22 protein-coding genes are annotated in these 24,336 nt (G+C 74.0%); 12 read left to right on the plus strand and 10 right to left on the minus strand.

What is annotated here, in order from left to right:
* Positions 1 to 127: 127 nt before the first annotated feature.
* Genes ACIBST_RS23440 through ACIBST_RS23465 form a run of 6 tightly spaced genes read left to right on the plus strand, consistent with a single transcriptional unit; the run spans position 128 to position 7,789 of the window.
* Positions 128 to 3,805, plus strand: coding sequence for a nitrate reductase subunit alpha (locus ACIBST_RS23440; RefSeq protein WP_397174503.1), 3,678 nt, complete (start codon positions 128 to 130; stop codon positions 3,803 to 3,805).
* Positions 3,805 to 5,403 carry a nitrate reductase subunit beta gene (gene narH, locus ACIBST_RS23445; protein WP_397174504.1) on the plus strand — a complete coding sequence of 533 codons (1,599 nt, stop codon included), beginning with the start codon at positions 3,805 to 3,807 and terminating at the stop codon, positions 5,401 to 5,403. The genes ACIBST_RS23440 and narH overlap by 1 nt, the downstream gene beginning before the upstream one ends.
* On the plus strand, positions 5,400 to 6,017 hold the full coding sequence (gene narJ / locus ACIBST_RS23450) for a nitrate reductase molybdenum cofactor assembly chaperone (protein WP_397174505.1): 618 nt from the start codon (positions 5,400 to 5,402) through the stop codon (positions 6,015 to 6,017). The genes narH and narJ overlap by 4 nt, the downstream gene beginning before the upstream one ends.
* The gene (narI, locus tag ACIBST_RS23455; RefSeq protein ID WP_397174507.1) at positions 6,014 to 6,703 is read left to right on the plus strand and encodes a respiratory nitrate reductase subunit gamma; all 690 of its coding nucleotides are present in this window, start codon (positions 6,014 to 6,016) and stop codon (positions 6,701 to 6,703) included. Before narJ ends, narI begins: the two co-directional genes overlap by 4 nt.
* On the plus strand, positions 6,700 to 7,326 hold the full coding sequence (locus tag ACIBST_RS23460) for an HPP family protein (protein WP_397174509.1): 627 nt from the start codon (positions 6,700 to 6,702) through the stop codon (positions 7,324 to 7,326). Before narI ends, ACIBST_RS23460 begins: the two co-directional genes overlap by 4 nt.
* 7 nt (positions 7,327 to 7,333) lie before the next feature.
* A complete protein-coding gene (locus ACIBST_RS23465) occupies positions 7,334 to 7,789 on the plus strand; it encodes a MarR family winged helix-turn-helix transcriptional regulator (protein ID WP_397174511.1) in 456 nt (151 codons plus the stop codon).
* Between the two features lie 28 nt (positions 7,790 to 7,817).
* On the opposite strand, the gene ACIBST_RS23470 is transcribed toward ACIBST_RS23465, so the two are convergent.
* A complete protein-coding gene (locus ACIBST_RS23470) occupies positions 7,818 to 8,897 on the minus strand; it encodes a hypothetical protein (protein ID WP_397174513.1) in 1,080 nt (359 codons plus the stop codon).
* A 306-nt stretch (positions 8,898 to 9,203) separates the two neighbouring features.
* On the opposite strand from ACIBST_RS23470, the gene ACIBST_RS23475 reads away from it, so the two are divergent.
* Both ACIBST_RS23475 and ACIBST_RS23480 read left to right on the plus strand, forming a co-directional pair.
* Complete coding sequence (locus ACIBST_RS23475; RefSeq protein WP_397174515.1) at positions 9,204 to 10,340, plus strand: methyltransferase; 1,137 nt, start codon at positions 9,204 to 9,206, stop codon at positions 10,338 to 10,340.
* An 85-nt stretch (positions 10,341 to 10,425) separates the two neighbouring features.
* Positions 10,426 to 11,199 carry a methyltransferase domain-containing protein gene (locus ACIBST_RS23480; protein ID WP_397174516.1) on the plus strand — a complete coding sequence of 258 codons (774 nt, stop codon included), beginning with the start codon at positions 10,426 to 10,428 and terminating at the stop codon, positions 11,197 to 11,199.
* 43 nt (positions 11,200 to 11,242) lie between these two features.
* On the opposite strand, the gene ACIBST_RS23485 is transcribed toward ACIBST_RS23480, so the two are convergent.
* From ACIBST_RS23485 to ACIBST_RS23520, 8 genes are all read right to left on the minus strand, one after another.
* Positions 11,243 to 12,514 carry a cytochrome P450 gene (locus tag ACIBST_RS23485; protein WP_397174517.1) on the minus strand — a complete coding sequence of 424 codons (1,272 nt, stop codon included), beginning with the start codon at positions 12,512 to 12,514 and terminating at the stop codon, positions 11,243 to 11,245.
* Position 12,515: 1 nt separating this feature from the next.
* A complete protein-coding gene (locus ACIBST_RS23490) occupies positions 12,516 to 12,716 on the minus strand; it encodes a ferredoxin (protein ID WP_358010667.1) in 201 nt (66 codons plus the stop codon).
* Positions 12,713 to 13,321 carry a TetR/AcrR family transcriptional regulator gene (locus tag ACIBST_RS23495; RefSeq protein WP_397174519.1) on the minus strand — a complete coding sequence of 203 codons (609 nt, stop codon included), beginning with the start codon at positions 13,319 to 13,321 and terminating at the stop codon, positions 12,713 to 12,715. Before ACIBST_RS23495 ends, ACIBST_RS23490 begins: the two co-directional genes overlap by 4 nt.
* Before the next feature lie 45 nt (positions 13,322 to 13,366).
* Positions 13,367 to 13,753, minus strand: coding sequence for a FixH family protein (locus ACIBST_RS23500; protein WP_397174521.1), 387 nt, complete (start codon positions 13,751 to 13,753; stop codon positions 13,367 to 13,369).
* Positions 13,750 to 15,027 (minus strand): hypothetical protein, encoded by a 1,278-nt coding sequence (locus ACIBST_RS23505; RefSeq protein WP_397174522.1) that lies wholly within the window; start codon positions 15,025 to 15,027, stop codon positions 13,750 to 13,752. The genes ACIBST_RS23500 and ACIBST_RS23505 overlap by 4 nt, the downstream gene beginning before the upstream one ends.
* Positions 15,024 to 16,127, minus strand: coding sequence for a hypothetical protein (locus tag ACIBST_RS23510; protein ID WP_397174524.1), 1,104 nt, complete (start codon positions 16,125 to 16,127; stop codon positions 15,024 to 15,026). The genes ACIBST_RS23505 and ACIBST_RS23510 overlap by 4 nt, the downstream gene beginning before the upstream one ends.
* A gap of 140 nt (positions 16,128 to 16,267) precedes the next feature.
* Complete coding sequence (locus ACIBST_RS23515) at positions 16,268 to 17,308, minus strand: methyltransferase (protein ID WP_397174526.1); 1,041 nt, start codon at positions 17,306 to 17,308, stop codon at positions 16,268 to 16,270.
* Positions 17,305 to 18,135 carry an ABC transporter substrate-binding protein gene (locus tag ACIBST_RS23520; RefSeq protein ID WP_397174528.1) on the minus strand — a complete coding sequence of 277 codons (831 nt, stop codon included), beginning with the start codon at positions 18,133 to 18,135 and terminating at the stop codon, positions 17,305 to 17,307. Before ACIBST_RS23520 ends, ACIBST_RS23515 begins: the two co-directional genes overlap by 4 nt.
* A gap of 279 nt (positions 18,136 to 18,414) precedes the next feature.
* Between ACIBST_RS23520 and ACIBST_RS23525 the strand changes: the two genes are divergently transcribed.
* A complete protein-coding gene (locus ACIBST_RS23525; protein ID WP_397174530.1) occupies positions 18,415 to 18,957 on the plus strand; it encodes a GtrA family protein in 543 nt (180 codons plus the stop codon).
* 6 nt (positions 18,958 to 18,963) lie between these two features.
* Here ACIBST_RS23525 and ACIBST_RS23530 read toward each other — a convergent pair whose 3' ends face one another.
* The gene (locus ACIBST_RS23530) at positions 18,964 to 20,826 is read right to left on the minus strand and encodes an ABC transporter ATP-binding protein (protein WP_397174532.1); all 1,863 of its coding nucleotides are present in this window, start codon (positions 20,824 to 20,826) and stop codon (positions 18,964 to 18,966) included.
* Between the two features lie 206 nt (positions 20,827 to 21,032).
* On the opposite strand from ACIBST_RS23530, the gene ACIBST_RS23535 reads away from it, so the two are divergent.
* The 3 genes from ACIBST_RS23535 (at position 21,033) to ACIBST_RS23545 (ending at position 24,317) form a co-directional block, all read left to right on the plus strand.
* Complete coding sequence (locus ACIBST_RS23535) at positions 21,033 to 22,160, plus strand: esterase-like activity of phytase family protein (protein ID WP_397174534.1); 1,128 nt, start codon at positions 21,033 to 21,035, stop codon at positions 22,158 to 22,160.
* 113 nt (positions 22,161 to 22,273) lie between these two features.
* Complete coding sequence (locus ACIBST_RS23540) at positions 22,274 to 23,884, plus strand: amidase (RefSeq protein ID WP_397174535.1); 1,611 nt, start codon at positions 22,274 to 22,276, stop codon at positions 23,882 to 23,884.
* Positions 23,885 to 23,939: 55 nt separating this feature from the next.
* Entirely contained in the window at positions 23,940 to 24,317 is a 378-nt protein-coding gene (locus tag ACIBST_RS23545) for a hypothetical protein (protein ID WP_397174537.1), read from the plus strand.
* Positions 24,318 to 24,336 lie beyond the last annotated feature (19 nt).

Raw genomic sequence — 24,336 nt, forward strand, 5'->3', positions numbered from 1 at the left:
ATTCACTTTCAGTCGATTCGCCGGTTTCCGGGCGCAGGGGGAGGACCGCGTCCCGGCCGGGCCGGCGCACATCCGAAAGCGTCATCTCCATGTGAGGAGGTCATGTGTCGTGCCTGGCGGAATACGCATGCATCTGACACGAGCCGAACGCGCCGCCGACACGGCGGCCGCACGGTTGCTGGCGGCGGGCACCCACCTGCTGCGCGCCGACACCACGCCCGACCGGCGGGCGGTGTACCGCGGCGAGGACAAGGTCAACGACTCCCCGTACCGGCGCCGGTGGGCGCACGACAAGGTGGTGCGTTCCACCCACGGGGTCAACTGCACCGGCTCGTGCTCCTGGAAGGTCTACGTCAAGGACGGCCTGATCACCTGGGAGACCCAGCAGACCGACTACCCCAGCGTCGGCCCCGACCGCCCCGAGTACGAGCCCCGCGGCTGCCCCCGCGGCGCCGCCTTCTCCTGGTACACCTACTCGCCCACCCGGGTGCGCTACCCGCACGCCCGCGGCGTCCTGGTGGAGCTGTACCGGGAGGCCAGGGCGCGCCTGGGCGACCCGGTCGCGGCCTGGGCCGAGATCACCACCGATCCCCGCAAACGCCACCGCTACCAGTCGGCGCGCGGCCAGGGCGGCCTGGTCCGCATCGAGTGGGACGAGGCGCTGGAGATCGCCGCGGCGGCCCACGTCCACACGCTCATGACGTACGGGCCCGACCGGGTCGCCGGGTTCTCGCCGATCCCGGCCATGTCGATGGCCTCGCACGCGGTGGGCGCCCGGTTCATGTCGCTGATCGGCGCGCCGATGCTGTCCTTCTACGACTGGTACGCCGACCTGCCCGTGGCCTCGCCGCAGGTGTTCGGCGACCAGACCGACGTGCCGGAGTCGGGCGACTGGTGGGACGCGGCCTACCTCATGCTGTGGGGGTCCAACGTCCCGGTCACCCGCACCCCCGACGCCCACTGGGTCACCGAGGCCCGATACCGGGGCCAGAAGGTCATCGTGGTCTCGCCCGACTACTCCGACGCCACCAAGTTCGCCGACGAGTGGCTGCACCCCCATCCCGGCACCGACGGCGCGCTGGCCGTCGCCATGGGGCACGTCATCCTGCGCGAGTTCTTCGCCGAACGGCAGACCCCGCACTTCACCGGCTACGTCAAGCGCTTCACCGACCTGCCCTTCCTGGTGTGCCTGGAAGAGCACAACGACGGCGGGCTGCGTCCCGGCAAGTTCCTGACCTCGGCGGACCTGGGCGGCCAGGAGGAGGCGGCCCGCTGGCGGCCGATGATCCTCGACGCCGCGACCGGCCGCCCGGTCGCGCCCAACGGCACGCTGGGCGACCGCTGGAGCGCCGAGCAGGGACGCTGGAACCTCGACCTCGGCGACCTCGACCCGCTGCTCACCCTGCACGCGCCCGGCTGCGACGGCGCCGAGGTGGTCCTGCCGCGCTTCGACGATCCCGGCGTCGTCCGCAGGGGCGTGCCGGTCCGGCGGGTCGGCGACCGGCTCGTCACCACCGTCTTCGACCTGCTCATGGCCCAGTACGGCGTCGCCCGCCCCGGCCTGCCCGGCCAGTGGCCCACCGGCTACGACGACCCCGACGCCCCGGGCACGCCCGCCTGGCAGGAACGCATCACCTCCACCCCGGCCGCGCAGGCGATCAGGATCGCCCGTGAGTTCGCCGCCACCGCCGAGCGCACCGGCGGCCGGGCCATGATCATGATGGGCGCGGGCACCAACCACTGGTTCCACTCCGACACCATCTACCGCTCCTTCCTGACGCTGCTGCTGCTCACCGGCTGCCAGGGCGTCAACGGCGGCGGCTGGGCCCATTACGTGGGCCAGGAGAAGGTCCGGCCGCTGGCCGGGTGGCAGCAGCTGTCCACCGCGGCCGACTGGGTGCGCCCGTCCCGCCAGATGGCCGGCACGCCGTACTGGTACCTGCACACCGGCCAGTGGCGCTACGAACGGTTCTCGGCCGGGACGCTGTCCAGCCCCGCCGGGCCCTGCCGGTTCGCCGGGCGGCACACCCTCGACCTGGTGGCGCAGTCGGCCCGGCTGGGCTGGATGCCGAGCTACCCCACCTTCGCCGCCAACCCGCTCGACCTGGGCCGCCGCATCCACGACAGCGGCGTCGACCCGGCCCGCTGGATCGCCGGCGAGGTGGAGTCCGGGCGGCTGGCGTTCGCCTGCGAGGACCCCGACGCGCCGGAGAACTGGCCGCGGGTGCTCACCGTCTGGCGGGCCAACCTGATCGGCTCCTCGGCCAAGGGCAACGAGTACTTCCTGCGCCACCTGCTGGGCGCGCCCGACAACGCCACCGCCGAGGAGGCGCCGCCGTCCGGCCGTCCACGGGAGGTCACCTGGCGGGACGCGCCGCGCGGCAAGCTCGACCTGCTGCTCGCCCTCGACTTCCGGATGACCTCCACGACGCTCTTCGCCGACCTGGTGCTGCCCGCCGCCACCTGGTACGAGAAGCACGACCTGTCCAGCACCGACCTGCACCCGTTCGTGCACGCCTTCACCCCGGCGATCAACCCGCCCTGGCGGGCCCGCACCGACTTCGACATCTTCCACTCCCTGGCCCGCAAGCTGAGCGAGCTGGCCGCCGGCCGCCTCGACGTCGCCCACGACCTGGTGGCCACCGCGCTCCAGCACGACACGCCCGGCGAGATCGCCCAGCCCGGCGGCGGCGTCCCCGACTGGCGCGAGAGCGGCGAGAGCCCCGAGCCCGGCCGCACCATGCCCGCCGTGACGCTGGTCGAGCGGGACTACACCGCGATCGCCGACAAGCTGGCCGCCTTCGGCCCGCTGGCCGAGCGGCAGGGCATGACCGTCAAGGGCGTCACCGTGCGGCCCGGCCCCGAGTCGGCCTGGCTGGCCGCGCGCTGCGGCACCGCCGCCGCCGGCCCGGCCGAGGGACGCCCGCTGCTCGACAGCGACGTCAAGCTGTGCGAGGCGATCCTGGCGCTGTCGGGCACCACCAACGGCAGGATCGCCGCCGAGGGCTTCGACCGGCTCGCCGAGCGCTGCGGGCCCGGCTCGGGGCTGTCGGAGCTGGGCGCGTCGGTCGCCGGGCACCGCACGGTGTTCTCCGACACCCAGGACCGGCCGGTGGCCGCCGGGGCCAGCTTCGAGTGGTCGGGCGCGGAGGGGCACGACCGCCGCTACGCGCCGTTCACCATCAACACCGAGCACCGCAAGCCCTGGCACACGCTCACCGGCCGCCAGCACTTCTACCTCGACCACGACTGGATGGCCGAGCTGGGCGAGCAATTGCCCGTCTACCGGCCGCCGCTCGACCTCGACGCGCTGGGGGAGTGCCTGCCCGCCGCGCCCGACGGCGGCAAGGCGGTGAACGTGCGCTACCTCACCCCGCACTCCAAGTGGTCGATCCACTCCGAGTACCAGGAGAACCTGCTGATGCAGACGCTGGCCAGGGGCGGCCCGGTCATCTGGATCAGCGTCGAGGACGCCGCCGCGATCGGCGTGGCCGACAACGACTGGATCGAGGCCGTCAACGTCAACGGCGTCGTGGTGGCCCGCGCCGTCGTCTCCCACCGCATGCCGCCCGGCACGGTGTTCATGTACCACGTCCAGGAACGGCTGGTGAACGTGCCCAAGTCGCAGGCCACCGGCCGGCGCGGCGGCGTGCACAACGCGCTCACCAAGCTCCTGGTCAAGCCGACCCACCTGATCGGCGGGTACGGCCAGCTCTCCTTCGCCCCCAACTACTACGGCCCCACCGGCAACCAGCGCGACGCGGTGACCGTCATCCGCCGCCGGGATCAGGAGGTGCGTTACTGATGCGACCGATGGCCCAGATCGCCATGGTGATGAACCTGGACAAGTGCATCGGCTGTCACACCTGCTCGGTGACCTGCAAGCAGACGTGGACCAACCGGCCGGGCACCGAGTACGTCTGGTTCAACAACGTCGAGACCCGGCCCGGCCAGGGCTACCCGCGGGGCTGGCAGGACCAGGAGCGCTGGCGGGGCGGCTGGCGGCTGCGCCACGGCCGCCTGGTGCCCCGCGCCGGCGGCCGGCTGCGCCGCCTGGCCACGCTCTTCGCCAACCCCGAGTTCCCCGGCCTGGACGACTACTACGAGCCGTGGACCTACGACTACGACAACCTCACCAGCGCGCCGCTCGGCGACGACGTGCCGACCGCGCCGCCCCGCTCCCTCATCGACGGGCGGCCGACCGCCGTCACCTGGGGCCCGAACTGGGACGACGACCTGGGCGGCGGCCCCGAGCAGCTCTCCGCCGACGTCGTGCTGCGCAAGGTGAGCGACACCGTGCGCCTGGACTACGAGCGGGCGTTCATGTTCCACCTGCCGCGCATCTGCGAGCACTGCCTCAACCCGTCCTGCGTGGCCGCCTGCCCGTCGGGGGCGATGTACAAGCGCATGGAGGACGGCATCGTGCTGGTCGACCAGGACCGGTGCCGGGGGTGGCGCATGTGCGTGTCCGGCTGCCCGTACAAGAAGGTGTACTTCAACCACCAGACCGGCAAGGCCGAGAAGTGCACGTTCTGCTACCCGCGCATCGAGGCGGGCGAGCCGACGGTCTGCTCCGAGACGTGCGTCGGCCGCCTGCGCTACCTCGGCGTCATGCTGTACGACGCCGACCGCATCGGGGAGGCCGCCGCCGTGCCCGACGAGCACGACCTGTACCCGGCGCAGCTCGCCTGCTTCCTCGACCCCGCCGACCCCGAGGTGGTCGCCGCCGCCGAGGCCGCGGGCATCCCGCACGACTGGCTGGAGGCGGCCCGCCGCTCACCGATCTACCAGCTCATCACCGAGTTCCGCATCGCGCTGCCCCTGCATCCGGAGTACCGCACCATGCCCATGGTCTGGTACGTCCCGCCGCTGTCGCCCATCGTCGACGCGCTGGCCGAGACCGGGCACGACGGCGAGGACGCCGGCAACCTGTTCGGCGCCATCGACTCCCTGCGCATCCCGGTCGAGTACCTGGCCGAGCTGTTCACCGCGGGCGACCCGGCCCCGGTGGAGGCCGCGCTGCACCGCCTGGCCGCCATGCGCGCCCACATGCGGGCCCGCAACCTCGGCGACGAGCCGGACCCCGGCATCGCCGCCGGGACCGGCCTGTCGCCCGCAGACCTGGAACGCATGTACCGCCTGCTCGCCCTCGCCAAGTACGACGAGCGGTACGTCATCCCCACCGCCTACGTCACCTCCGACCACGCCGACCATGCCGACCGCGCCGGCCACGCCGGTTGCAGCCTGGACGCCCCCGGCGGCCCCGGCATGCTCGCCGAGGGCTTCCACAGCCCCCCGGTCGCCAGGGACGACCGGCTGCGCGGCCGCGTCAACCTGCTCAACTGGGACGGCAAGGGCACCCCCGACGGCCTGTTCCCCTCCAGGGACGAGGCGGCCGAGTGAACCGGCACGACGCCCGCCTGATCCACCAGGCCGCCTCCCTGCTCCTGAGCTACCCGGGCGACGACTGGACCGCCCGCCTCGGCCTGGTCCGCGACGCGCTCGGCCCGGCGGGCGGCGCCGCCGCCGAGCGCCTGCGCGGCTTCTGCGCCGAGGCGGCGGCCCTGCCCGCGCTCGACGCCGGCGCCGCGTACGTGTCCACGTTCGACCGCAGCGGCCGGCGCACGCTCCACATGACCTACTACGGCGACGGCGACACCCGCCGGCGCGGCGAGTCCCTGCTGGCGCTCAAGACGCTCTACCGCGCCCACGGCTGGCGGCCCGGCACCGGCGAGCTGCCCGACTTCCTGCCGGTGATGCTGGAGTTCGCCGCCCGCGTGCCCGGCCCCGGCGGCCGGCTGCTGCGCGACCACCGGCCCGGCCTCGACCTGCTGCACGCCGGCCTGACCGCCCGCCGCAGCCGCTACGCCGCCGTCGTGGAGGCCGTGCGGCTGACCTTGCCGCGCGCCACGTCCGCCGACCGCCGCACCGTGGACGAGCGGACGGCGCTCGGCCCGCCCGCCGAACGCGTCGGCCGTACCGCCCTGCCCGAGGTTCCCGGAGGAGTCCGCCGATGAGGCATCTCAACATCGCCCTGTGGGGCGTGCTGCCGTACGTCGTCCTGGTGCTGTTCGTCGCCGGGGCGCTCTGGCGCTACCGCTACGACCGGTTCGGGCTGACCACCCGCTCCAGCCAGCTGCACGAGAGCCGCCTGCTGCGGGTGGGCGGGCCGCTGTTCCACTTCGGGCTGCTGTTCGTGATCGCCGGTCACCTCGTCGGCCTGCTCGTCCCGGAGCGCTTCACCGAGGCCGTGCACGTGACCGAGCCCATGTACCGGCTCAACGCCCTGGTCGTCGGCGGGCTGGCCGGGCTGGCCACCGTGACCGGGCTCGGCGTGCTGCTGTGGCGGCGGCTGCGGGTACGGGCCGTGCGGCGGGCCACCGGCCGCTCCGACCGCGTCCTGTACCCGGTGCTGGCCACCGTGCTGCTCGCCGGGCTGATCGCCACCCTGCTCGGGCCGTCCGGCCACTACGACTACCGGCTCGGCGTGTCGGTGTGGTTCCGCAGCCTGCTCGAACTGGAGCCGGACGTCGACGCCATGGCCTCGGCGCCGTTCGTGTTCCAGGCGCACACGCTGCTCGGCCTGGCCCTGTTCGCGCTGTGGCCGTTCAGCCGCCTGGTCCACGCCTTCGCCGCGCCCGTCGCCTACCTGGCCAGGCCGTACATCGTCTACCGCTCCCGCGGTGGCGCGCTGCCCCGATGAGCGCGGAAGCCGCCGCGGAAGGGGCAGAAGGCGCGGAAGGGGCGGCCGGGGGCCGGGCCCGGGAGCGGGCGGCGGTCAGGGCGCGGGTCGCCGGGGCGTGCGCGGTCGCCGCGCGGGCCGCGCTGTGCATCAGCGTGCCCGCCCTGGTCGCCTGGCTGGCCCACCAGCCGTTCGTCTTCCCGTCCCTGGGGCCGACGATCTACCTGGTGCTCACCGCGCCGGGGGCGCCGGCCGCCGCTCCCCGCCGCACCGTCGCCGGGCACGCCATCAGCGCCGCCGGCGGCTACCTGGCCCTCACCGTCACCGGGCTGACGCGCACCGCACCCGACCTGGGGCACATCGACGGGCGCCGGGCGCTCGCCGTGATCATCGCGCTGTCCTGCACGACGCTGGGCATGCTGGCCACCGACAGCTCCCATCCGCCCGGCGGCGCGACCACGCTGATCGTGGCGCTGGGCTTCCTGCGCACCCCGCTGAACCTGGCCGTCCTGCTGACCGCCGTGGTGCTCACGACCCTCGTCCTGCTCGCGCTGGGACGCCTGCGCGTCCCCCGCGTGGTAACTTCGCAGAAGAAGTTACTTCTTGGGGGATTTATCTTCTCCAAGAAGGAGGACAGGAAGTGAGGACCGCGTGCCGAACACCCCCGACCCGTCGGACGCCGGCCGGCGCTACCGCCGCTACCTCAGCGCGGTCATGCTGCACGGCCACGCCGGGGCCAAAGCCTGCGGCCTGGGCGCCACCGACCTGTACGCCCTGAACATCCTCGAACTGGCCGGCCCGATGACCCCCGGCGAGCTCGGCGTGCGCACCGGCCTGACCACCGGCCCGACCACCCGGCTGATCGACCGGCTGGAGCAGGCCGGGTACGTCCGCCGCGTCCCCGCCCCTGACGACCGCCGCAAGGTGATCGTCGAGCCGGTCGGCAGGCCCGCCGAGCTCGACGCGGTCATGGCGCCCGTCCGGCAGAAGATCGGCGACATCCTTGCGGGCTACCCGGCCGAGCACCTCGACGTGCTCTTCGACTACTTCGACCGGGCCGCCCGCGCCTACCAGGAGGCCGCCGAGGACCTGCGCTCCGGCTCCTGACCCGGCCTGACCCGGCCTGACTCCGCGCTCAGCGGAAGTCGGAGATGCGCAGCACCGCCAGCATGTCCGTCGCCCGCGAACCGGTCGAGAACGACGCCTCCACCCCGACCCAGCCGCGGAAGGCCCCCGAGTCGTCGATGATCTGCATCAGCGGCTTGACGTGCGAGTTGCCCGTGTAGCAGAACTCGCCGCGCTCCATCGCCAGGCACGTGCACCAGTGCCACAGCGTGTCGCGGCGGTCGGACTTGGAGATCGTCGTCAGGTAGTACTGGATGGAGCTGACGTTGGGCCGCGTGCCGCCGCCGTACTTGGGGCAGCCGCCCGACTTCTGGCACGCCCCCCGCGAGGACGGCTGCAGGTAGGTCAGGCACGAGGTGGTCGACTTGCAGGCGCGGAAGGAGGAGTGGCCGAACGGCTGGTTCGCCGAGTTGACCAGCGTGCCGCTCGCCCAGCTCGTCAGGTCCTGCCTGAGCGAGCCGGGGAAGGCCCGCACCGAGCTCATCGCGCGCCGGGTGCCGATCGCGGCGTTGCTGCCGTAGCCGTAGCCGTGCGTGGCCAGGCTGCTGCCCTTGAGGTCGAGGCGGGCCAGCCTGCCGTCGGGGGAGGTGCGCACGTACCACTGCTCGGTCCAGGTTTGGGCGATCTTCCACCGGATGGTGAGCACGTTGCCCGCCAGCGTGTACGTCCCCGTGCGGGTCTCGCTCGGGCCGCCCGTGTAGCCGCCCGCGGTGAGCACCTCGCAGCCGCGCGGCCGCGTCGCGACCCCGCCCGCCTTGGTGGTGCAGCTCGGGTCGGGCACGGTGCCGGTGCGCTGCCTGGCCTTGGGGAAGCGCTGCCACCACAGGTACAGGGCGGCGCTCACCGTGCCGTTCGCGGCGAAGCGGTAGGTGCCCAGGCGCACCCAGTTCTGCCGGGAGGCGGCCTGGAGATGGCCCTGCGAGACGACGAACGTGGACTTGCCGCCCGGCAGCGGCGTGGCGGCCGTCCCGGCGGCGGCAGTGGCAGCCCCAGTGGCAGCCCCGGTGGCAGTCACGGTGGCCGTCACCGGTTGGACGGGGAGCAGGGCGAGGGCGAGCACGAAGGACAGGACTGCCGCTGCGGTACGCATGGAGGGACTCCGTAGGGCTTGCGGGCGGTGGCCGATCGTCAACGGCCCACCGTATTCCGGCCTGACCGGATCTGTCCCCGAAACGCGGTCAAGAGGAAGCTGACAGCGCTCGACGTCGGCCCGTGAAGCTAGGATGAGGGGGTTCCCAGCACCGCGAGGAGGTTGATCATGTCGTTCCCACCGCCCGGCATGGTTCTCGGCGACGCCCCGGCGCGCACTTCCTCGCGGGAGGCCGCCACAGGCTGACCTTCTCCGCGTCGAAGTGCTTCTCATGGCCATCACTGGTTCGATCATGAGGAGCCCTGAGTGCTCGACATCCGCTGGACCGAGGACGGCGAGGCCCGCTCGGCCCGCTGGCGTTCCGAGAACGGCTCGCCGCCGCCCGCCCGCGTGGTGATCGCCGACGAGCGCCTGGCCGCGGCCACGGCGTACCGGCTGGCCTGCGAGGGCACGGCGCTGCTGTGGCGCGGAGACTTCCACGCCGCCCGCCGCCTGCTGCGCGCCATGACCCGCCGCGCCGCCCCCCGCCCACCGGCCCCCGCGCCCGCTGAGTCGCCCGCGCCCGCTGAGTCGCCCGCGCAGGCGTTCCACCGGTACCGGCAGGCCCGCTCCCAGGCGGTCGTCACGCTGGGCCGGTTGCTGGTGCCGCTCGACCCCGACCACGGCGTCCCCCTGCGGCGCGCCCCCGACGTGCGGAACGCCTGCGCGCAGGTCTACGGGCCCGCGACCGAGGCTTCGGTGATCTCGCTGCGCGAGCTGCTGGGCGTCGTCGCGGCCTACGAGTGGCGCAGGCGAGGCGTCGAGGTGCCCGCCCTGAACGCCCGCATCCACCCCCACTACGGCGTCTTCTCACCGGTGCGCGGCGAGTACGTCGATCTGGTGGCCGCGGCCCCGCTGGTCTCGCGCGCCGGGGCGTTCGACGTCGGCACCGGGACGGGCGTGCTCGCCGCCGTCCTCGCCCGCAGAGGCGTCGAGCGCGTCGTGGCCACCGACCGCGACCCGCGCGCCGTGGCCTGCGCCCGCGACAACCTGCGAAGGCTGGGGCTGTCCGGCCGGGTCGGCGTCCTGGAGGCCGACCTCTTCCCGCCCGGACGCGCGCCGCTCGTCGTCTGCAACCCGCCGTGGCTCCCGGCCAAGCCGGTCTCGCCCCTCGACCACGCGGTCTACGACCCCGGGAGCCGCATGCTCCGCGGCTTCCTCGACGGCCTCGGCGAGCACCTGACCCAGCAGGGCGAGGGCTGGCTGATCCTGTCGGACCTGGCCGAACGGCTGGGGTTACGGACCCGTGCCGAACTGCTGTCCGCCTTCGCGAGCGCGGGCCTGCGCGTCGTGGACCGGCTCCGGACCCGGCCGCGCCACCCGCGCGCCGCCGACCGGACCGACCCCCTGCACGCGGCCCGCGCCACCGAGGTCACCTCCTTGTGGCGCCTGCGCCGCACCTGACCCTCTTAACCCCCGGGGGCTCGGGTGCACGGAATCTTCACCCCGTGTCCCCGGGATCTGCGCGCTCGTCTGGTTGGCTGGGTTCATGATCGACATTGATCCCGCCTCCCGCCCCGACCCCATCGCCTACCTCGACCACGTCGCCTCGACGGACGTCGGCAGGGGGTACAAGCGGCAGGTACTCGAACTGCTGGACCTGCGGCCCGGGCAGACCGTGCTCGACCTCGGCTGCGGCCCCGGGACCGACCTCGCGGCCATGGCCGACGCCGTCACCCCCGCCGGACGGGTGATCGGCCTCGACCGCGACCCGGCGATGGTCGCCGAGGCGGCCGCCCGGCTGGCCGGACGGCCCCAGGTCGAGGTCCGTCCCGGGGACGTGCACGCGCTGCCGCTCGCGGACGGGAGCATCGACCGGGCCCGTACCGACCGGGTGCTCCAGCACGTGGACGACCCGGCGCGGGTGCTGGCGGAGTTCCGCCGGGTGGCGCGTCCCGGGGCGCGGATCGTCATGGCCGAGCCCGACTGGGAGGGCATGCTGATCGACTCCCCGCGCCCGGACGTCGGCCGGACGCTGGCCCGGTTCATCTCCACCGAGATGGTCCGCCACGGCACGCTCGGCCGCGGCCTGGCCCGGCGCTGCGAGGAGGCGGGCCTCGCGGTCCGGTCGGTGACGACGGTCGCGCCGGTCTTCCGCGACCTGGACACCGCCGACCAGGTCCTCGGCCTGCGCCGCAACCTGGGCAGGGCCGTCGGCGCCGGATACCTCGAACCCGGCGCCGAGGAGTGGTTCGACGACCTGCGCTCCCGCCCCTTCCTGGCCTCGGCCCTGCTGTTCCTGGTGACGGCCGAAGCGGCCTGAGCGGCCACGCCGTCCCGGGCCGGGGACGGCGACCGAGGGAGGGTCAGGTGATGCGGAGCGGGAGGGTGCGGGGGCCGCGGACCTGGCCCGCCGCCCAGGTGACGGCGCCCGGGTCGGCGAGGGTGAAGGCGGGGATGCGCTGGAGCCAGACGTCGAGGGCGGTGCGTAGTTCCATGCGGGCCAGGTGGGAGCCGACGCAGCGGTGGATGCCGAGTCCGAAGGCGGCGTGGCGGTTGACCTCGCGGTCGATGCGGATGTCGGCGGGGTGGTCGAAGTGGGCGGGGTCGCGGTTGGCGGCGGGGAAGGAGAGCAGGACCCAGTCGTCGGCTTTCATGTCGACGCCGTTCCAGTGCATGTCGTTCTTGACGAGGCGGGCCATGGTGACGGGGGCGTAGGCGCGCAGGAACTCCTCCATGGCGGTGGGCAGGAGGGCGGGTTCGGCGACCAGGCGTTCGCGGTCGGCGGGGGTCTTGGCCAGGTGCCACAGGGACGCCCCGATCGCGCTCCAGGTGGTGTCGATGCCCGCGATGAGCAGCAGGGCGATCGTGCCCGCCACGTGCCCGGCCTCCAGCTTGTGGCCGTACAGCTCGGCCTCGACGAGGTAGGTCGTGAGGTCGTCGCGCGGGTGCTGCACGTGGTCGCGGATCTGGTCCAGCAGGTAGTCGAAGAGCCGTCCCATGTTGGCGGTCCGCTGCTCGGGCGGCAGGTTGACGCCTTCCAGGGCGTTCTCGATGAACTCGCGGAAGCGCGGGCCGTCCTCGGGCGGGAAGCCCAGCATGTCGGCGATCACCCGCATCGGGATGTGCTGGGCGTAGTCGCGGGCGGCGTCCACGACGTCCTGGCCCTCCAGGCCGTCGATCAGCTCGTGGCACAGCGCCCGCGTCGACTCCTCCCGCCTGGCGACCGCCGTCTTGGTGAAGGCGGGCAGCAGCAGCTTGCGCGCGTCGTGGTGGAAGGGCGGATCGGACGAGATCGGCGGCGTGCCGCCCACGGGCGCGCTCTCCCGCGGCGGCCGGAAGTTGCTCATGATGATCGAGCGTGAGGAGAACCGCTCGGTGTCGTAGGCGACGGCCGCGACGTCCTCGTAGCGGGTGGGCAGCCAGCCGCCGCCGAACCGGTCGGTGTGCGCGATCGGGCAGCGCCGCCGCAGGTCGTCCTGGATGGGGTACGGGTCGGCGGCCCACTCCGGCTCCAGGTGGGAGAAGTCGGTGGCCCAGTCCGAGACCGGGCCGGTGACGATCTCGCTGCGGGTGCCGATCTCCTCGCCGTCGCCGGGCTCGCCGAAGCCCTTGACGAAGCGCTCGTCCACGCTCATGTCACGCCTCCCCGAGCAGGTCGATCGCCCGCTCCGGGCAGTTGGAGACGGCCAGCCGCGCCGTGCGCTCCTGGCCGGGCGGCACCTCGCCGTCGCGCAGGACCGTTCCGTAACCTTCGTCGTCCTCGCCGAACAGGTCGGGGGCGAGGTCGTAGCAGCGGCCATGTCCCTGGCAGCGCTCGGGGTCGATCTGTACTCTCACGGCGTTCCTTCGTGCGGTGGGGCGGGGGAGAGGGCGGCGACGACGCGGATGAGCAGCCTGGCCCACTCCTCCTCGTCCACCTGGTGGGGGTCGGGGGCGATGAGCGCGCTGCCCATCGCGAGCAGGAGGCAGAAATGGGCGATCGCCTCCGGTGACAGCGCGTGGTCCAGCTCGCCGCCGTCCTGGCCGGCGCGGACCAGGCAGGCCAGCCGGCGGACGCGCTCGCCGACGTAGTCGCGCATGGGCAGGGCCACGTCCTCGTCGCGGCGGGCGGCGGCCAGCGCCTCGACGACGAGGTCGCCGCCGGCGTCCAGGGGGCGGGGGAGGCGGCGGCCGGCGGCGACGAGCAGGTCGGCGACCGGCCGGTCGGGGTCGTCGGCGAACAGGCCGTCCATCAGCCGCCGCCCGTGCGCGCCCAGCGCGGCCACGAGCAGGCCGGCCTTGGAACCGAAGTGGGCGTACAGGGCGCCGTTGCTCACCCCGGCGGCGGCGGCGATGTCGGCGACGCGGGTGCCGTCGTAGCCGCGCCTGGCGAAGACGTCCGCGGCGGCGCGCAGCAGGCGTTCCCGCGTCTCGGCGGCGGTGACGCCGGCGATACGTCCCATGGACGAATTAAAAGATCGTTCATTTCATACGTCAAGAGCGGCCTCCTATCCCGTGATCGGCGCCTTCACCACCAGCACCTCCTCTCCCGCCGCGCCGCTCAGCCGGACCGACAGCTCCCACACCCCGGCCATAGGGAACAACTCGCCCTCGGCCACGTAACGGCCCGGCTGCCGCGGGTCTGCGACGACCTCCGGGGTGGCGTGGCCCATGCCCGGCATCACCGTGGACAGCGCCACCGTGTGCGGGTCGCCGGCGGTCACCCGCACCTCGGCCGTGACGCGGCCCGTCGTCGGCCGCGGGATCAGGACGGTGACGGCGTACCGTTCGCCGGTGCTGGTGAGGGTGAGCGGGACGGGCGCCGAGCCGCGCACGTACAGGAACACCGCCAGGGCCGCGGCCAGCAGGGCGGCGACGGCCAGGATCCGCCTCATCGGACAGCCTCCGCGACCTCGACGGTGAACGGCACGGTCACGATCCGGCCGTCGGCCGCGTACTGCGCCCAGGCCAGGTAGCGGCCCGGCGCCGGGAAGCTGAACGTGAAGCGCAGCCGGGGCGCGGGGGCGCCCATCTCGTGGACGTGGCCGAGGAACGCGCCGTCCTGGCTGCGCACGATCAGGTGCCCCGACATGCCCAGCCACTGCCGCGGCGTGACCCCGAGCCCCACCTCGACGGCCGCCGGACGCCCCGCCACCGGCACGGACGGCCGCACCACCGGCGTGCCCCCCGTCGCGGGCGTCACCGGCGGCGGCGCGGCCACCGCGGGCCCGGCGACCCGGAACTCGCCGTCGAGCAGCTGGCCGCCGGAGTCCTCGCGTTCCAGCTCGGCGTAGGCCAGGAACCGGCCCGGCCGGTCGGCGCGCAGCCGGACCTCCAGCCGTCCGGGCGCGGTGCGCAGCGGGTGCAGGTGCCGGAAGTAGGCGCCGTCCTCGCTGGTGACCACCAGGTGGGCGAGCGCCTCGTGGTGCAGGACGAGGTCGTCCACCGGATGCCCGGTCGAGCCGTCGGTGAGGTCGAGGCGCAGCGTGAACTCCTGGCCGGCCGCCGGTCGGGCCGGGACGGTCGTCACCCGTCCCTGCGCGAAGGGCCGTCCGGGGGCCGGCGTGCCGACCGCCGGGGCGGCGCCGTCCGGCGGCGGGGGCGGCAGCGAGGGCTCGAACACCACGACCATCGCGGCCACCGTCACCGCGGCCGCCGCGCCCCCGGCCAGCAGCATCGCCGGGGTCCGGCGCGACAGCGCCCCGGTGAGCAGGCCGCCCACCAGCAGCAGCCCGGCCACCAGCAGGCCGCCGTAGATCAGGAACTCGCCGGCGGAACCGCGGTCCACCAGGACGCGGAACGGCAGCACGGCGACCTCGCCCCCCGCTGTCAGCCTGAGCTCGTGCGGCCCGGTGCGCTCGACCGTCAGCTTGACGTACCTGGGGGTGGCGGACGGCTGCGCGGTGGCCGTCGCCCGGTGACCGTCCTCGGCCGAGCGCACCTCCAGGCCGATCGGCGGCCCGGTCGCCGGCTCGTAGGCGATCACGCCGATCAGCAGCGGCCCCGGCACCCGCGACGTGCCCTTGATCACGACCGTGAGCTCGGCGCCGGCGATGGTCTGGGCGAAGCGCAGGTCCGCGCCGGCCGTGACGTTGTGGGCCGCGGCCGGGGCGGCGCCCGCGAGCAGGAGTGCGGCGACGAGACACAGGACCCGGAGCGGCCGGATCATGCCCGTCCGGCGTCGGCCGCGGCCGCGGGGAGCGCGTTCGGCAGGAACAGCGCCCCGAGCGCCAGGCCGATCAGCCCGGCCACCACCGGCGCGCCGGTCCACAGCTCGGGCACCGCGGGCAGTCTGCCCACGGCGGCCGAGGCGACGGCGATGTAGAGCGACCAGGTGACGAAGGCCGACAGCCCGGCGAAGGCCCAGTAGGCGCCCCGCCGCGCGCCGGACGGTCGCAGCAGGCGGATCAGCACGTCGCTCGCCAGGCCCGCGGCGACGAACGTGAGCAGCGTCGACGCGTTCTCGAACGCCGTCTGCGCGCCGGGCATCAGGACGGCGATCGTGTACATGACGGTCACCGCGCCGAACGGCAGGTTCCAGCGCCGGGCCACCAGCAGCACCGGGGCCAGCAGGACGACGTTGCTGATGACCATGGAGGTGGCCAGATGCTCGGCGCCCGGCCCGTCCACGCTGGAGAACGCCACGACGACGCGCGCGGACCGGTACTGCAGCGCGTCGCCGTACGACAGGAACAGCGACACCAGCGTGGCCGCGAACGCGAGCCCGGCCAGCGCCGGGAACAGCCGCCCGAGCGAGGGCCGGACGCCGACGTCGGGGGCGTTCCAGGCCGAGCGCAGCGGCGTGGTGATGATGAGCAGCATGGTCACGATCAGCCCCAGGTGCGACGGGCTGAACAGGATGTCGACGCTCGTCTCGATGCCGAGCACGGTGTGCCAGGTCATGTCGGCCAGCCCGAAGAGCGCGAACGCCGGGACGGCGACCAGCCCGGCCAGATAACCCTGGGGAACGGCCGCGACCCCCTGCCGGCCGAGCCGCACGTTGCGGAACACCTGCCAGATGATCCAGCCGGACACCGCCGCGAACCCGGAGTAGAACGCCGCGTGCCACGGCGTGAAGAACGTCTCCAGGTCGCTGCGGTTGGTGTGGGCCCAGGCGTCGATCATCAGCCCGACGCCGAACCAGACTCCCAGCAGCGCCGTGACGAGATCGGCCCGGAGCGGGACCCATCCGCGCGGCTCCCCGGAGTCCGCAAGTAATCGCCGTACGCCCACGTTGGCCTCCGCCACGTCGCGTCTCCCCTCTTCCATGATCGAATACCTCGATCGCATACTTGCAGAAGCCGCGAAGCGGCGGGAAGCCCAAGATCAGCACCGCCGAGCGGCCCGGGCCACCGCCCGTGGCCGCCAGTCTCGCCGACGGCCGCCGCGGATGCGCGGCGGCCGGGGCCTCACGCCGGAGCCGGGCGCTGCCTGGCCACCACCAGGTGCAGGCCGTGGGGGAGCGGCTCGGTGCGGGCGACGTGCAGCCCCGCGGCCCCCAGCAGGCTCTCGACCTCGGTCAGCGTGCGTTCCTGCCCGCCGCTGAACAGCGTGAGCATCTTCATGTCCAGCGCGACCGCCGACGTGGGCGAGCGGTGCGGGTCGTCGTCGAGGACGGCGTCCACGATCCACAGCTCGGCGCGGCCGTCCATCAGGGCCGCCAGCCGCGCCAGCAGCTTGGCGGCCTGCTCGTCGGGGTAGTTGTGCAGGATGTTGCCCAGCAGGTACAGGCCCGCCCGGGGCAGCGGGTCGGTGAACATGTCGCCCTCGGCCACCGTGACGCCCGCCCGCCCGTCCAGGTGACGGCGGGCCTGGGCGGCCACCTCGGGCAGCTCGAACAGCACGCCGCGCAGCCGCGGGTGGGCCGCCAGGATCGTGGCCAGGACGATGCCGGTGCCGCCGCCGATGTCGGCGACCGCGTCCACGCCGGTCACGTCCTGCTCGGCGAGCGCGCGGGCCACGGTGACGCTGCGGGTGGCCATGAACTCGTTGAACAGGGCGCCGGCGGCGGGCCGGGCGCCCAGCCAGGCGTAGGGGGAGTCCACCTGGTGCAGCTCCAGCGCGGCCGGCGCGCCCCTGGTGATCGTCCGGTGCAGCAGGTCGGCCGAGTCGCGCCACAGCTCCTCGCCCCACATCAGCGCGGCGGGGGCCAGCGAGTCGTCGCGGCCGCTGGTGAGCAGGTCGCCCTCGCCGGTGAGCAGGTAGCGGCCGCGGGCGTCCCGCTCGACCAGCCGCAGGTGCTCCAGCGCGCGCAGCAGGCGGCCGAGCAGCAGCTCGTCCGGACGGCCCGCGCCGCCCGCGGAGATCTCGTCGGCCAGCTCGTGCACGGCGCACGGCCCGGCGGCCAGCAGGTCGAAGACCGACAGCCGCAGCGCGGCCCGGACGGCGGCGTACAGGATGAAGTCGTCGATCAGGCGCAGCACCCGCGCCCGCTCCGGCGTCTCGCTCATGGGTTCCCCTTCCCCGACTCCCGGGCCGGCCGGACGATCATGCTCTCGGCCCGCAGCGGCGCGGGCAGGTAACCGAACCTCACCATGGTGTCCACCACCGACTGCAGCCCTTCGGGCTCCAGCGCGGCGGGGAACGTGCCGAGCGTGATCGTCGTCATGGCGTCGCCCAGCGACCGCCCGCCCTGCCGGCTGTAGGCGGTGATGAACGGCTCGGTCATCCACGCCACGTCCACCGCGTGCGCGGCCAGCGCGGCCGGCATGTCGGGCAGGGGGATCTCCTTGAACGCGACGTCGTCCGCCGGCACCCCGGCCGCGGCGAGCACGGTCTCGGCGCTCAGCGTGCCGACCGAGCGCAGCGTGGCCACCGCGACGCTCTTCTTCGCGCCGCCGGTGTGCCGCAGGTCGCGCGGGCTCCTGATCGGGCTGCCGGGCGCCACGAAGAGCTGGAACGCGCCGGGCGCGGCGTGGTAGGCGTCGGCGACCAGCTTCAGCCGTCCGGGCTCGCGCCGCTGGTACGAGACCGCCGTCACGTAGTTGACCAGCCCGAACTCCAGGGCGCCGCCCTTCATCCGGTCGATCGCCGGGCCGCCGCCCTGCACGGTCACCGGCTCGGCCGACAGCCCCTCGGCCGCGAAGTAGCCGCGGTCGCGGGCGAGGTGGACCAGCGCGCTGTCGGGGATCGGGATGACGCCGATCCTGATCCTCTCCGGCGGCGCGCCCGAACCGGCCGCCCGCGGGCCGCCGGGCGCGGCCCCGCCACAGGCCGGGACCAGGGCAGCGAGCAGGGCGGCGAGCAGGAACAGCAGCAGGGGACGTAATCGTCTCACGGTTCTCCCTTCGAGGTCCGCCGCCGGCCCTCGCTCCCGCTGGCGGCCTGAACACAGGTCGGAACCAACGTCCTTGAGTGCACCATCGGGAGGCCCGCCTTGCAACGCCCGGTCAGAACGGGATGGCCGCCGTGTCAGAAGCGCGCCCGCCGTTGCCCCCGGTTCCGGCCGGGACGGAGTGAGCGTCGTCCTGCGCGGTCCGGACTGATGAGAAGATCGAGAGTGCTCCGAATCGCAAAAGCAGTACTCGCGAGGTTACCGGCGCCGCTGCAGGCGCACGTGCTGAGGCACCGTGAACTGCTGAAGTTCGCGGTGGTCGGCGGGGCGACGTTCGTGGTGGACAACGCGGTGTTCTACGGGCTGAAGCTGACCGTCCTGCAACCGAAGCCGGTGACCGCGAAGATCATCGCGGTGCTCGTGGCGACGATCGTGTCCTACGTGCTCAACCGCGAGTGGTCGTTCCGGCTCAGGGGCGGCCGCGAGCGCCGGCACGAGGCGGGGCTGTTCTTCCTGGTCAGTGGCATCGGCCTGGTGCTCAGCTCGGCGCCGCTGTGGATCTCCCGTTACGTGTTCCGCCTGGAGGCCCCCGACGTGGGCCTGGCGGCCCAGGAGATCGCCGACTTCGTGAGCGCGCAGGTCGTCGGCACGCTGGTCGCCATGGTCTTCCGCTTCTGGGCGCTGCGGAAGTGGGTCTTCCCCGACGAGAAGGCCCACCCCGCCGGCATGCGGCCGGCCGCCGTCCCCCGGTACCACGGACGCCGCACCCTGCCGGTCGCCAAGCGCAAGCCCCGCAGGTCCGGCGTCCGGCAGGGACAGCGGTGAGGCGGCTCAGCGGTAGGCGGCGGCCTGGAGGGTGTAGAGGTCGGCGTAGAGGCCGTTGAGCGCCATCAGCGCCTGGTGGTCGCCCTGCTCGGTGACCTTGCCGTGGTCGAGGACGTAGATCCGGTCGGCGTAGCGCACGCTGGCCAGGCGGTGGGTGATGAGCAGCACCGTACGGCCTTCGGAGTGGTCGCGGATGCGCTCGAACAGCGCGTGCTCGGCGCGGGCGTCGAGGGCGGCCGTGGGCTCGTCGCAGATGAGCAGGTCGGCGTCGCGGTGGAAGCCCCTGGCGACCGCGACGCGCTGCCACTGGCCGCCGGACAGCTCGCAGCCGTCCTTGAAGCGGCGGTCGAGCAGCGTGCGGTAGCCGTGGGGCAGGCCCGCGACCACCTCGTCGGCCCCGGCGACCGAGGCCGCCGCGACCAGGGCGGGCTCGCCCTTGTCGGTGCCCATGGTGATGTTGTAGCGGGCGGTGAGCGGCCAGCGGGTGTGGTCCTGGGCGATGACGGCCGTGCGCAGGCGCAGGTCGTCGGGGGGCACGTCGGCCAGGTCGACGTCGTCCCAGGAGACGGTGCCGGTGTCGGGCTCGTACAGACCGGACAGGATCTTGGCCAGGGTGGTCTTGCCCGAGCCGTTCTCGCCCACGAACGCGATGACCTCGCCGCGCTTGATCTCGACCGTCACGCCGCGCAGCGCGGGCTGGTCGGCGCCCGGGTAGGCGAACGTCACGTCGTCGGCCACGATGCGCTCGAACCCCTCGGGCACGGCCGCCGAGCGGGCGGCGGGCACGCGGCGCTCGGCGTCGGCGCAGAACTGGAGGAAGTCGGTGAAGTACAGGCCGTCCTCGTAGAGGCGGTTGGTGGCGTACAGGAGGTTGGCCAGCGAGGACTGGCCGGTCCTGATGGCCAGCACCGCGGTGCCCGCGACGGCGAGCGGGATCGCCGCCACGGCCAGCAGCACGCCCAGCGCGACGTAGACCAGGGCGGTGCCGAGGCCGCCCAGGGCCTCGCCGACCAGGCCGGCCACGGTCTGGCGCCTGGCCAGGTTGAGCAGCACCTCCTGCTCGGCCCTGGCGACGGCGTCGTACATGCGCAGCAGGAAGCCGCGCATGGTGAACGAGCGCACCTCGGCGGCGGGCTCGCGTTCGGCCAGCAGCTCGGCGATGATCCACTTGCGGCGGCGGGCGGGGATGAGGGAGTACATCGTCGAGTAGCGCATGCGGGCGCCGCGCACGGTGGCCCACGCGTCGGGCAGCACCGCCAGCAGCAGCAGCGGCAGCAGCACCGGGTGGAGCACGCCCAGCACGCCGGCCGCCGCCGCGATGCCGACGGCCGCGGTGACCACGTTGATGGCCGAGCTGACCACCGAGCTCGCCACGCTGACGCCGCGCATGTTGGCGCGTTCGAGGCTGTCGTGGAACTCCGGGTCGTCGTAGGCGACCAGCTCCACCTGGCTGGTCAGGCCGTACAGGCGCTCCTCGGTGTGGCGGGAGATCTGCGGGGTCAGGCGCGACTGCGCCCAGCCCGCGCCGGCCTGCACCACCGTGCGCAGCACGGCGGCCGCGCCGACCAGGACGAGGCTGGGCAGCGCGGCCAGCACGCGGTCGGGGGTCGGGCCCTCGCTGAACAGGGCGCTCAGCACGCCGGTGGTGGCCAGCAGGCCGAAGGCGGTGAAGACGCCGCCGAGGAGGTTGAGCGCGATGGTGGCCACGGTGTCGCGGGGGCCGGCCCGCCAGGACATGCTCATCGCCTGGCGCACGAGCGAGGGCAGGCGTCTGGCGATGGTCAGGAAGCCGACCTCGGCCATCTTGTCGTTGTGGGCGTACCAGTCGGAGACGGTGATCTCACCGAGTTCCAGAGGCTCATCGGGCATGCGCTGAGTGTGCGGGCGGGCACCGACGGTTTCCGCCGCCTCGCGCGCCGGAGTGAGGAGACGGTGGCCCGTGCGCCACCCGCCTGTCCACGGCCCGCCAGGCAAAGACGCGCGGGCGGCGGCGTGTCCCGGTCGCCCCGGCGGGCGCGGGCGCGATTTCATGTCCCCCGGTCACTCCACGTAATCAGAACGACACAGGGGACGGAATGCGAAGAATCACGGGGTTCGCGGTCGCGTGCGCGGTCGCCATGAGCGTCACCCAGCCCGCCTGGGCGGCCCCGCGGGAGGAGGTCCGCATCACCCGGTATCTCGGGGAGCAGCGGCTGCCGTACCTGATGCAGTTCGACGGCACCACCGTCGGCGGGGTGTCGGGCATCGACCGCGACCCGCGCACCGGCGCCTGGTATCTGATCTCCGACGACCGCTGGCGCTACGGCCCGGCCCGCTTCTACACCGCCCGCCTGGACATCGACCGGGACTCGGGCGCGTTCACCGGCATCAGCCTGACCGGGGTCACCACGCTGACCAGGCGGGACGGCACCCCATACCCCGGCTACGGCAAGCCCGGCTCGGCCGACCCCGAGTCCATCAGGTACGACCGCTGGTCCGGCCGGCTGCTGTGGGGCGACGAGGGCGACCGCCCCGACGCCGGCCACCCCGGCCTGCCACTGGCCGCCTCCGGCGTGCGCGCCGCCGACCTCCAGGGCCGCCACCAGGGGGACCTGCGCCTGCCGGGCAACCTGCGCCTGACCACCACCGAGCACGGCCCGCGGCGCAACGCCGGTTTCGAGGGCCTGGCCGTCACCGCCCGCCGGATCACGGCGATGACCGAGGGCCCGCGGTACGAGGACGGCGAGCCGCCGACGGCCGAGCACGGCGCGCCCGCCCGGCTCACCGTGTGGGACCGGCGGGGCGTCCCGCGCGGCCAGTTCGTCTACCCGCTCGACGCGCTCCCGGCCGCGCCGGTGCCGCCCACCGGGGAGTCCGACAGCGGGGTCTCGGAGATCCTGCCCATCGACGACCACCGCTACCTGGCCCTGGAACGCTCCTGGATCGAGGGCGTCGACTACAAGGTCAAGCTGTACGAGATCGACGTGAGGGGCGCGACCAACGTGCTCGACCGGGACGACCTGAGCGCGGGGTACCGGCCGGTGAGCAAGCGGCTGGTCTACGACCTGGGCGACTTCCGGCCGCCGGTGCAGAACCTGGAGGCCATGGCCTGGGGGCCGCGGCTGGCCAGCGGGGAGTGCACGCTGGTGATCGGCTCGGACGACAACTTCAGCAGGAACGAGGTCAGCCAGTTCACGGCCTTCGCCGCCACGGGCTGCCCCTGACACCCCGCCGCCGGCCCCGCCCCGTGCTCGGGGTGTGGGCCGGACCGAGGGTGGCGGATATATACGAATTGGAATATTTTCCCGGGAAAGCATCCTGGCTACGCTCGTCAGCCATGACTCTCCTGAAGCCCGCACGCCGGGCGGCCGCCGCTCTGGCGCTCGCGCTCGCCGCCGGGTTGACCGCGGCCGTCCCCGCGCACGCGCGCGAGGCGGCCCCGCCGTCCGCCGGCACCGTCCTGCGCGGGCTGGACCTCGACCGCGCCACCGTGCTCGACCTGCAACGCGCCATGGACCAGGGCCGTTTCGACGCGGTGACGCTGACCCGCTTCTACCTCGACCGCATCCGCGCGGTGGACCCGCTGCTGCACGCGGTCGTCCAGACCAACCCCGGCGCGCTGGGCGAGGCCGAGCGCAGCGACCGGCGCCGCCGCAGGGGCGCGCACGGGCCGCTGGAAGGCGTCCCGGTCCTGCTCAAGGACAACATCGACACTGCCGCGCCGCTGCGCACCACCGCCGGCTCGCAGGCGCTGCTCGGCGCCCGGCCGGCCGCGGAGGCGTTCCTCGTCCAGCGGCTGCGGGCGGCCGGCGCGGTGATCCTGGGCAAGGCCAACCTGTCGGAATGGGCCAACTTCCGCTCCAGCCCGTCCTCCAGCGGGTGGAGCGCGATCGGCGGGCAGACCAACAACCCCTACGTCCTCGACCGCAACCCCTGCGGGTCGAGCAGCGGCTCGGCGGTCGCCGCCGCCGCCACCCTGGCCGCCGTCACCATCGGCACCGAGACCGACGGCTCGATCGTCTGCCCGGCCGGGATCAACGGCGTGGTCGGCATCAAGCCCACGATCGGGCTGGTCAGCCGGGCCGGCGTGGTGCCGATCTCGGCCCGGCAGGACACCGCGGGGCCGATCACCAGGAACCTCACCGACGCCGCCGCCGTGCTCTCGGCCATCCAGGGGCCGGACCCGCGCGACCCCGCGACCGTCCCGGGCGGTGACCGCGACTACCTCAAGGCCCTGCGTCCCGGCGCGCTGAACGGCGCCCGCGTCGGCGTGTGGCGCTCGGTCGCGGGCGACAACCAGGAGGTGCGCGCCGCCCTGGACGCCGCCGTCGCCACCCTCAGGGCCCGCGGCGCGACGGTGGTGGACGTCGAGCTGGAGGGCATGGACCAGGCCGGCGAGGCCGAGTTCCCGGCGCTGCTGACCGAGTTCAAGCACGACCTGAACGCCTACCTCGCCGCCACCCCCGGACGGCACCCCGCCGACCTGGCCGGGCTGATCGACTTCAACCGCCGGCACGCCCGGACCGAGCTGCGCCACTTCGGCCAGGAGATCTTCGAGCAGGCGCAGGCCACCACCGGCGACCTGGACGACCCCGCCTACCGCGCCCTGCGCGACCAGGCCACCACGCTGGCCCGCCGCGCGATCGACTCGGCGATGGCCGCCGGCCGCCTGGACGCGCTGCTCGCCCCCACCAACCACGCGGCCTGGCTGACCGACCTGACCAAGGGCGACGACTTCACCGGCTTCGTCTCCTCCTCCGCGCCCTCGGCGATCTCCGGCTACCCGGCGGTCACCGTCCTGGCCGGGTACGCCGGGGGCGTCCTGCCGCTCGGCGTCACGTTCTTCGGCGGGCGGTTCTCCGAGCCGTCCCTGATCGCCCTCGGATACGCCTTCGAGCAGGCCACCCAGGTCCGCAGACCGCCGACGTACCTGCGCACCCTGCCCTGAGCGGCCCGGCGGCGGGCTACGGTAGGGGCGACGGTCACGACGGGAAGGAGGCGAGGTGCGCACCAGGCTGCCCGCCGCGCTGCTTCTCGTCCTGTCGTGGCTGCTTCCCGCGACGGGCCATGCCCAGATCGCCGCCCAGGTCGCCGCCCCGGCCGTCACGCAGGCCGTCACGCAGGTCACGGCGATCCAGGCGGCGGCCGACCGGCCCGCCGTCGCCCAGCTCGGCTCCACCCCGCCGCCGCCTCCGCTCGCGCAGGTCAGGCAGGCGGGGCACGACCAGGCCGGGCCCGGCGGGCAGGCGCTGCCCGCCGCGGCCCCGGCCCGGCTGCTCCACGTCTGGTCGGCCGTCGTCCGGCGGCCCGCCGTCCGTGCCGCCGCCGACCGCGCCCGGGGCGCGGCTGCGGCCCGCGCGCCTCCCTCCACGGTGCTCTGAAGATCCCTCTTCCGCACAC

Origin of the sequence: Nonomuraea sp. NPDC049684 (assembly GCF_044465345.1) — a bacterium.
In the GTDB taxonomy this organism is placed as follows: domain Bacteria; phylum Actinomycetota; class Actinomycetes; order Streptosporangiales; family Streptosporangiaceae; genus Nonomuraea.

What these genes read in the sequence shown, in the direction of transcription:
- ACIBST_RS23440 (WP_397174503.1), top strand. Translation starts at nt 128, where the DNA reads ATGCATCTGACACGAGCCGAACGCGCCGCCGACACGGCGGCCGCACGG.
- narH (WP_397174504.1), top strand. Translation starts at nt 3,805, where the DNA reads ATGCGACCGATGGCCCAGATCGCCATGGTGATGAACCTGGACAAGTGC.
- narI (WP_397174507.1), top strand. Translation starts at nt 6,014, where the DNA reads ATGAGGCATCTCAACATCGCCCTGTGGGGCGTGCTGCCGTACGTCGTC.
- ACIBST_RS23460 (WP_397174509.1), top strand. Translation starts at nt 6,700, where the DNA reads ATGAGCGCGGAAGCCGCCGCGGAAGGGGCAGAAGGCGCGGAAGGGGCG.
- ACIBST_RS23470 (WP_397174513.1), bottom strand. Translation starts at nt 8,897, where the DNA reads ATGCGTACCGCAGCGGCAGTCCTGTCCTTCGTGCTCGCCCTCGCCCTG.
- ACIBST_RS23480 (WP_397174516.1), top strand. Translation starts at nt 10,426, where the DNA reads ATGATCGACATTGATCCCGCCTCCCGCCCCGACCCCATCGCCTACCTC.
- ACIBST_RS23485 (WP_397174517.1), bottom strand. Translation starts at nt 12,514, where the DNA reads ATGAGCGTGGACGAGCGCTTCGTCAAGGGCTTCGGCGAGCCCGGCGAC.
- ACIBST_RS23495 (WP_397174519.1), bottom strand. Translation starts at nt 13,321, where the DNA reads ATGGGACGTATCGCCGGCGTCACCGCCGCCGAGACGCGGGAACGCCTG.
- ACIBST_RS23500 (WP_397174521.1), bottom strand. Translation starts at nt 13,753, where the DNA reads ATGAGGCGGATCCTGGCCGTCGCCGCCCTGCTGGCCGCGGCCCTGGCG.
- ACIBST_RS23505 (WP_397174522.1), bottom strand. Translation starts at nt 15,027, where the DNA reads ATGATCCGGCCGCTCCGGGTCCTGTGTCTCGTCGCCGCACTCCTGCTC.
- ACIBST_RS23510 (WP_397174524.1), bottom strand. Translation starts at nt 16,127, where the DNA reads ATGGAAGAGGGGAGACGCGACGTGGCGGAGGCCAACGTGGGCGTACGG.
- ACIBST_RS23515 (WP_397174526.1), bottom strand. Translation starts at nt 17,308, where the DNA reads ATGAGCGAGACGCCGGAGCGGGCGCGGGTGCTGCGCCTGATCGACGAC.
- ACIBST_RS23530 (WP_397174532.1), bottom strand. Translation starts at nt 20,826, where the DNA reads ATGCCCGATGAGCCTCTGGAACTCGGTGAGATCACCGTCTCCGACTGG.
- ACIBST_RS23535 (WP_397174534.1), top strand. Translation starts at nt 21,033, where the DNA reads ATGCGAAGAATCACGGGGTTCGCGGTCGCGTGCGCGGTCGCCATGAGC.
- ACIBST_RS23540 (WP_397174535.1), top strand. Translation starts at nt 22,274, where the DNA reads ATGACTCTCCTGAAGCCCGCACGCCGGGCGGCCGCCGCTCTGGCGCTC.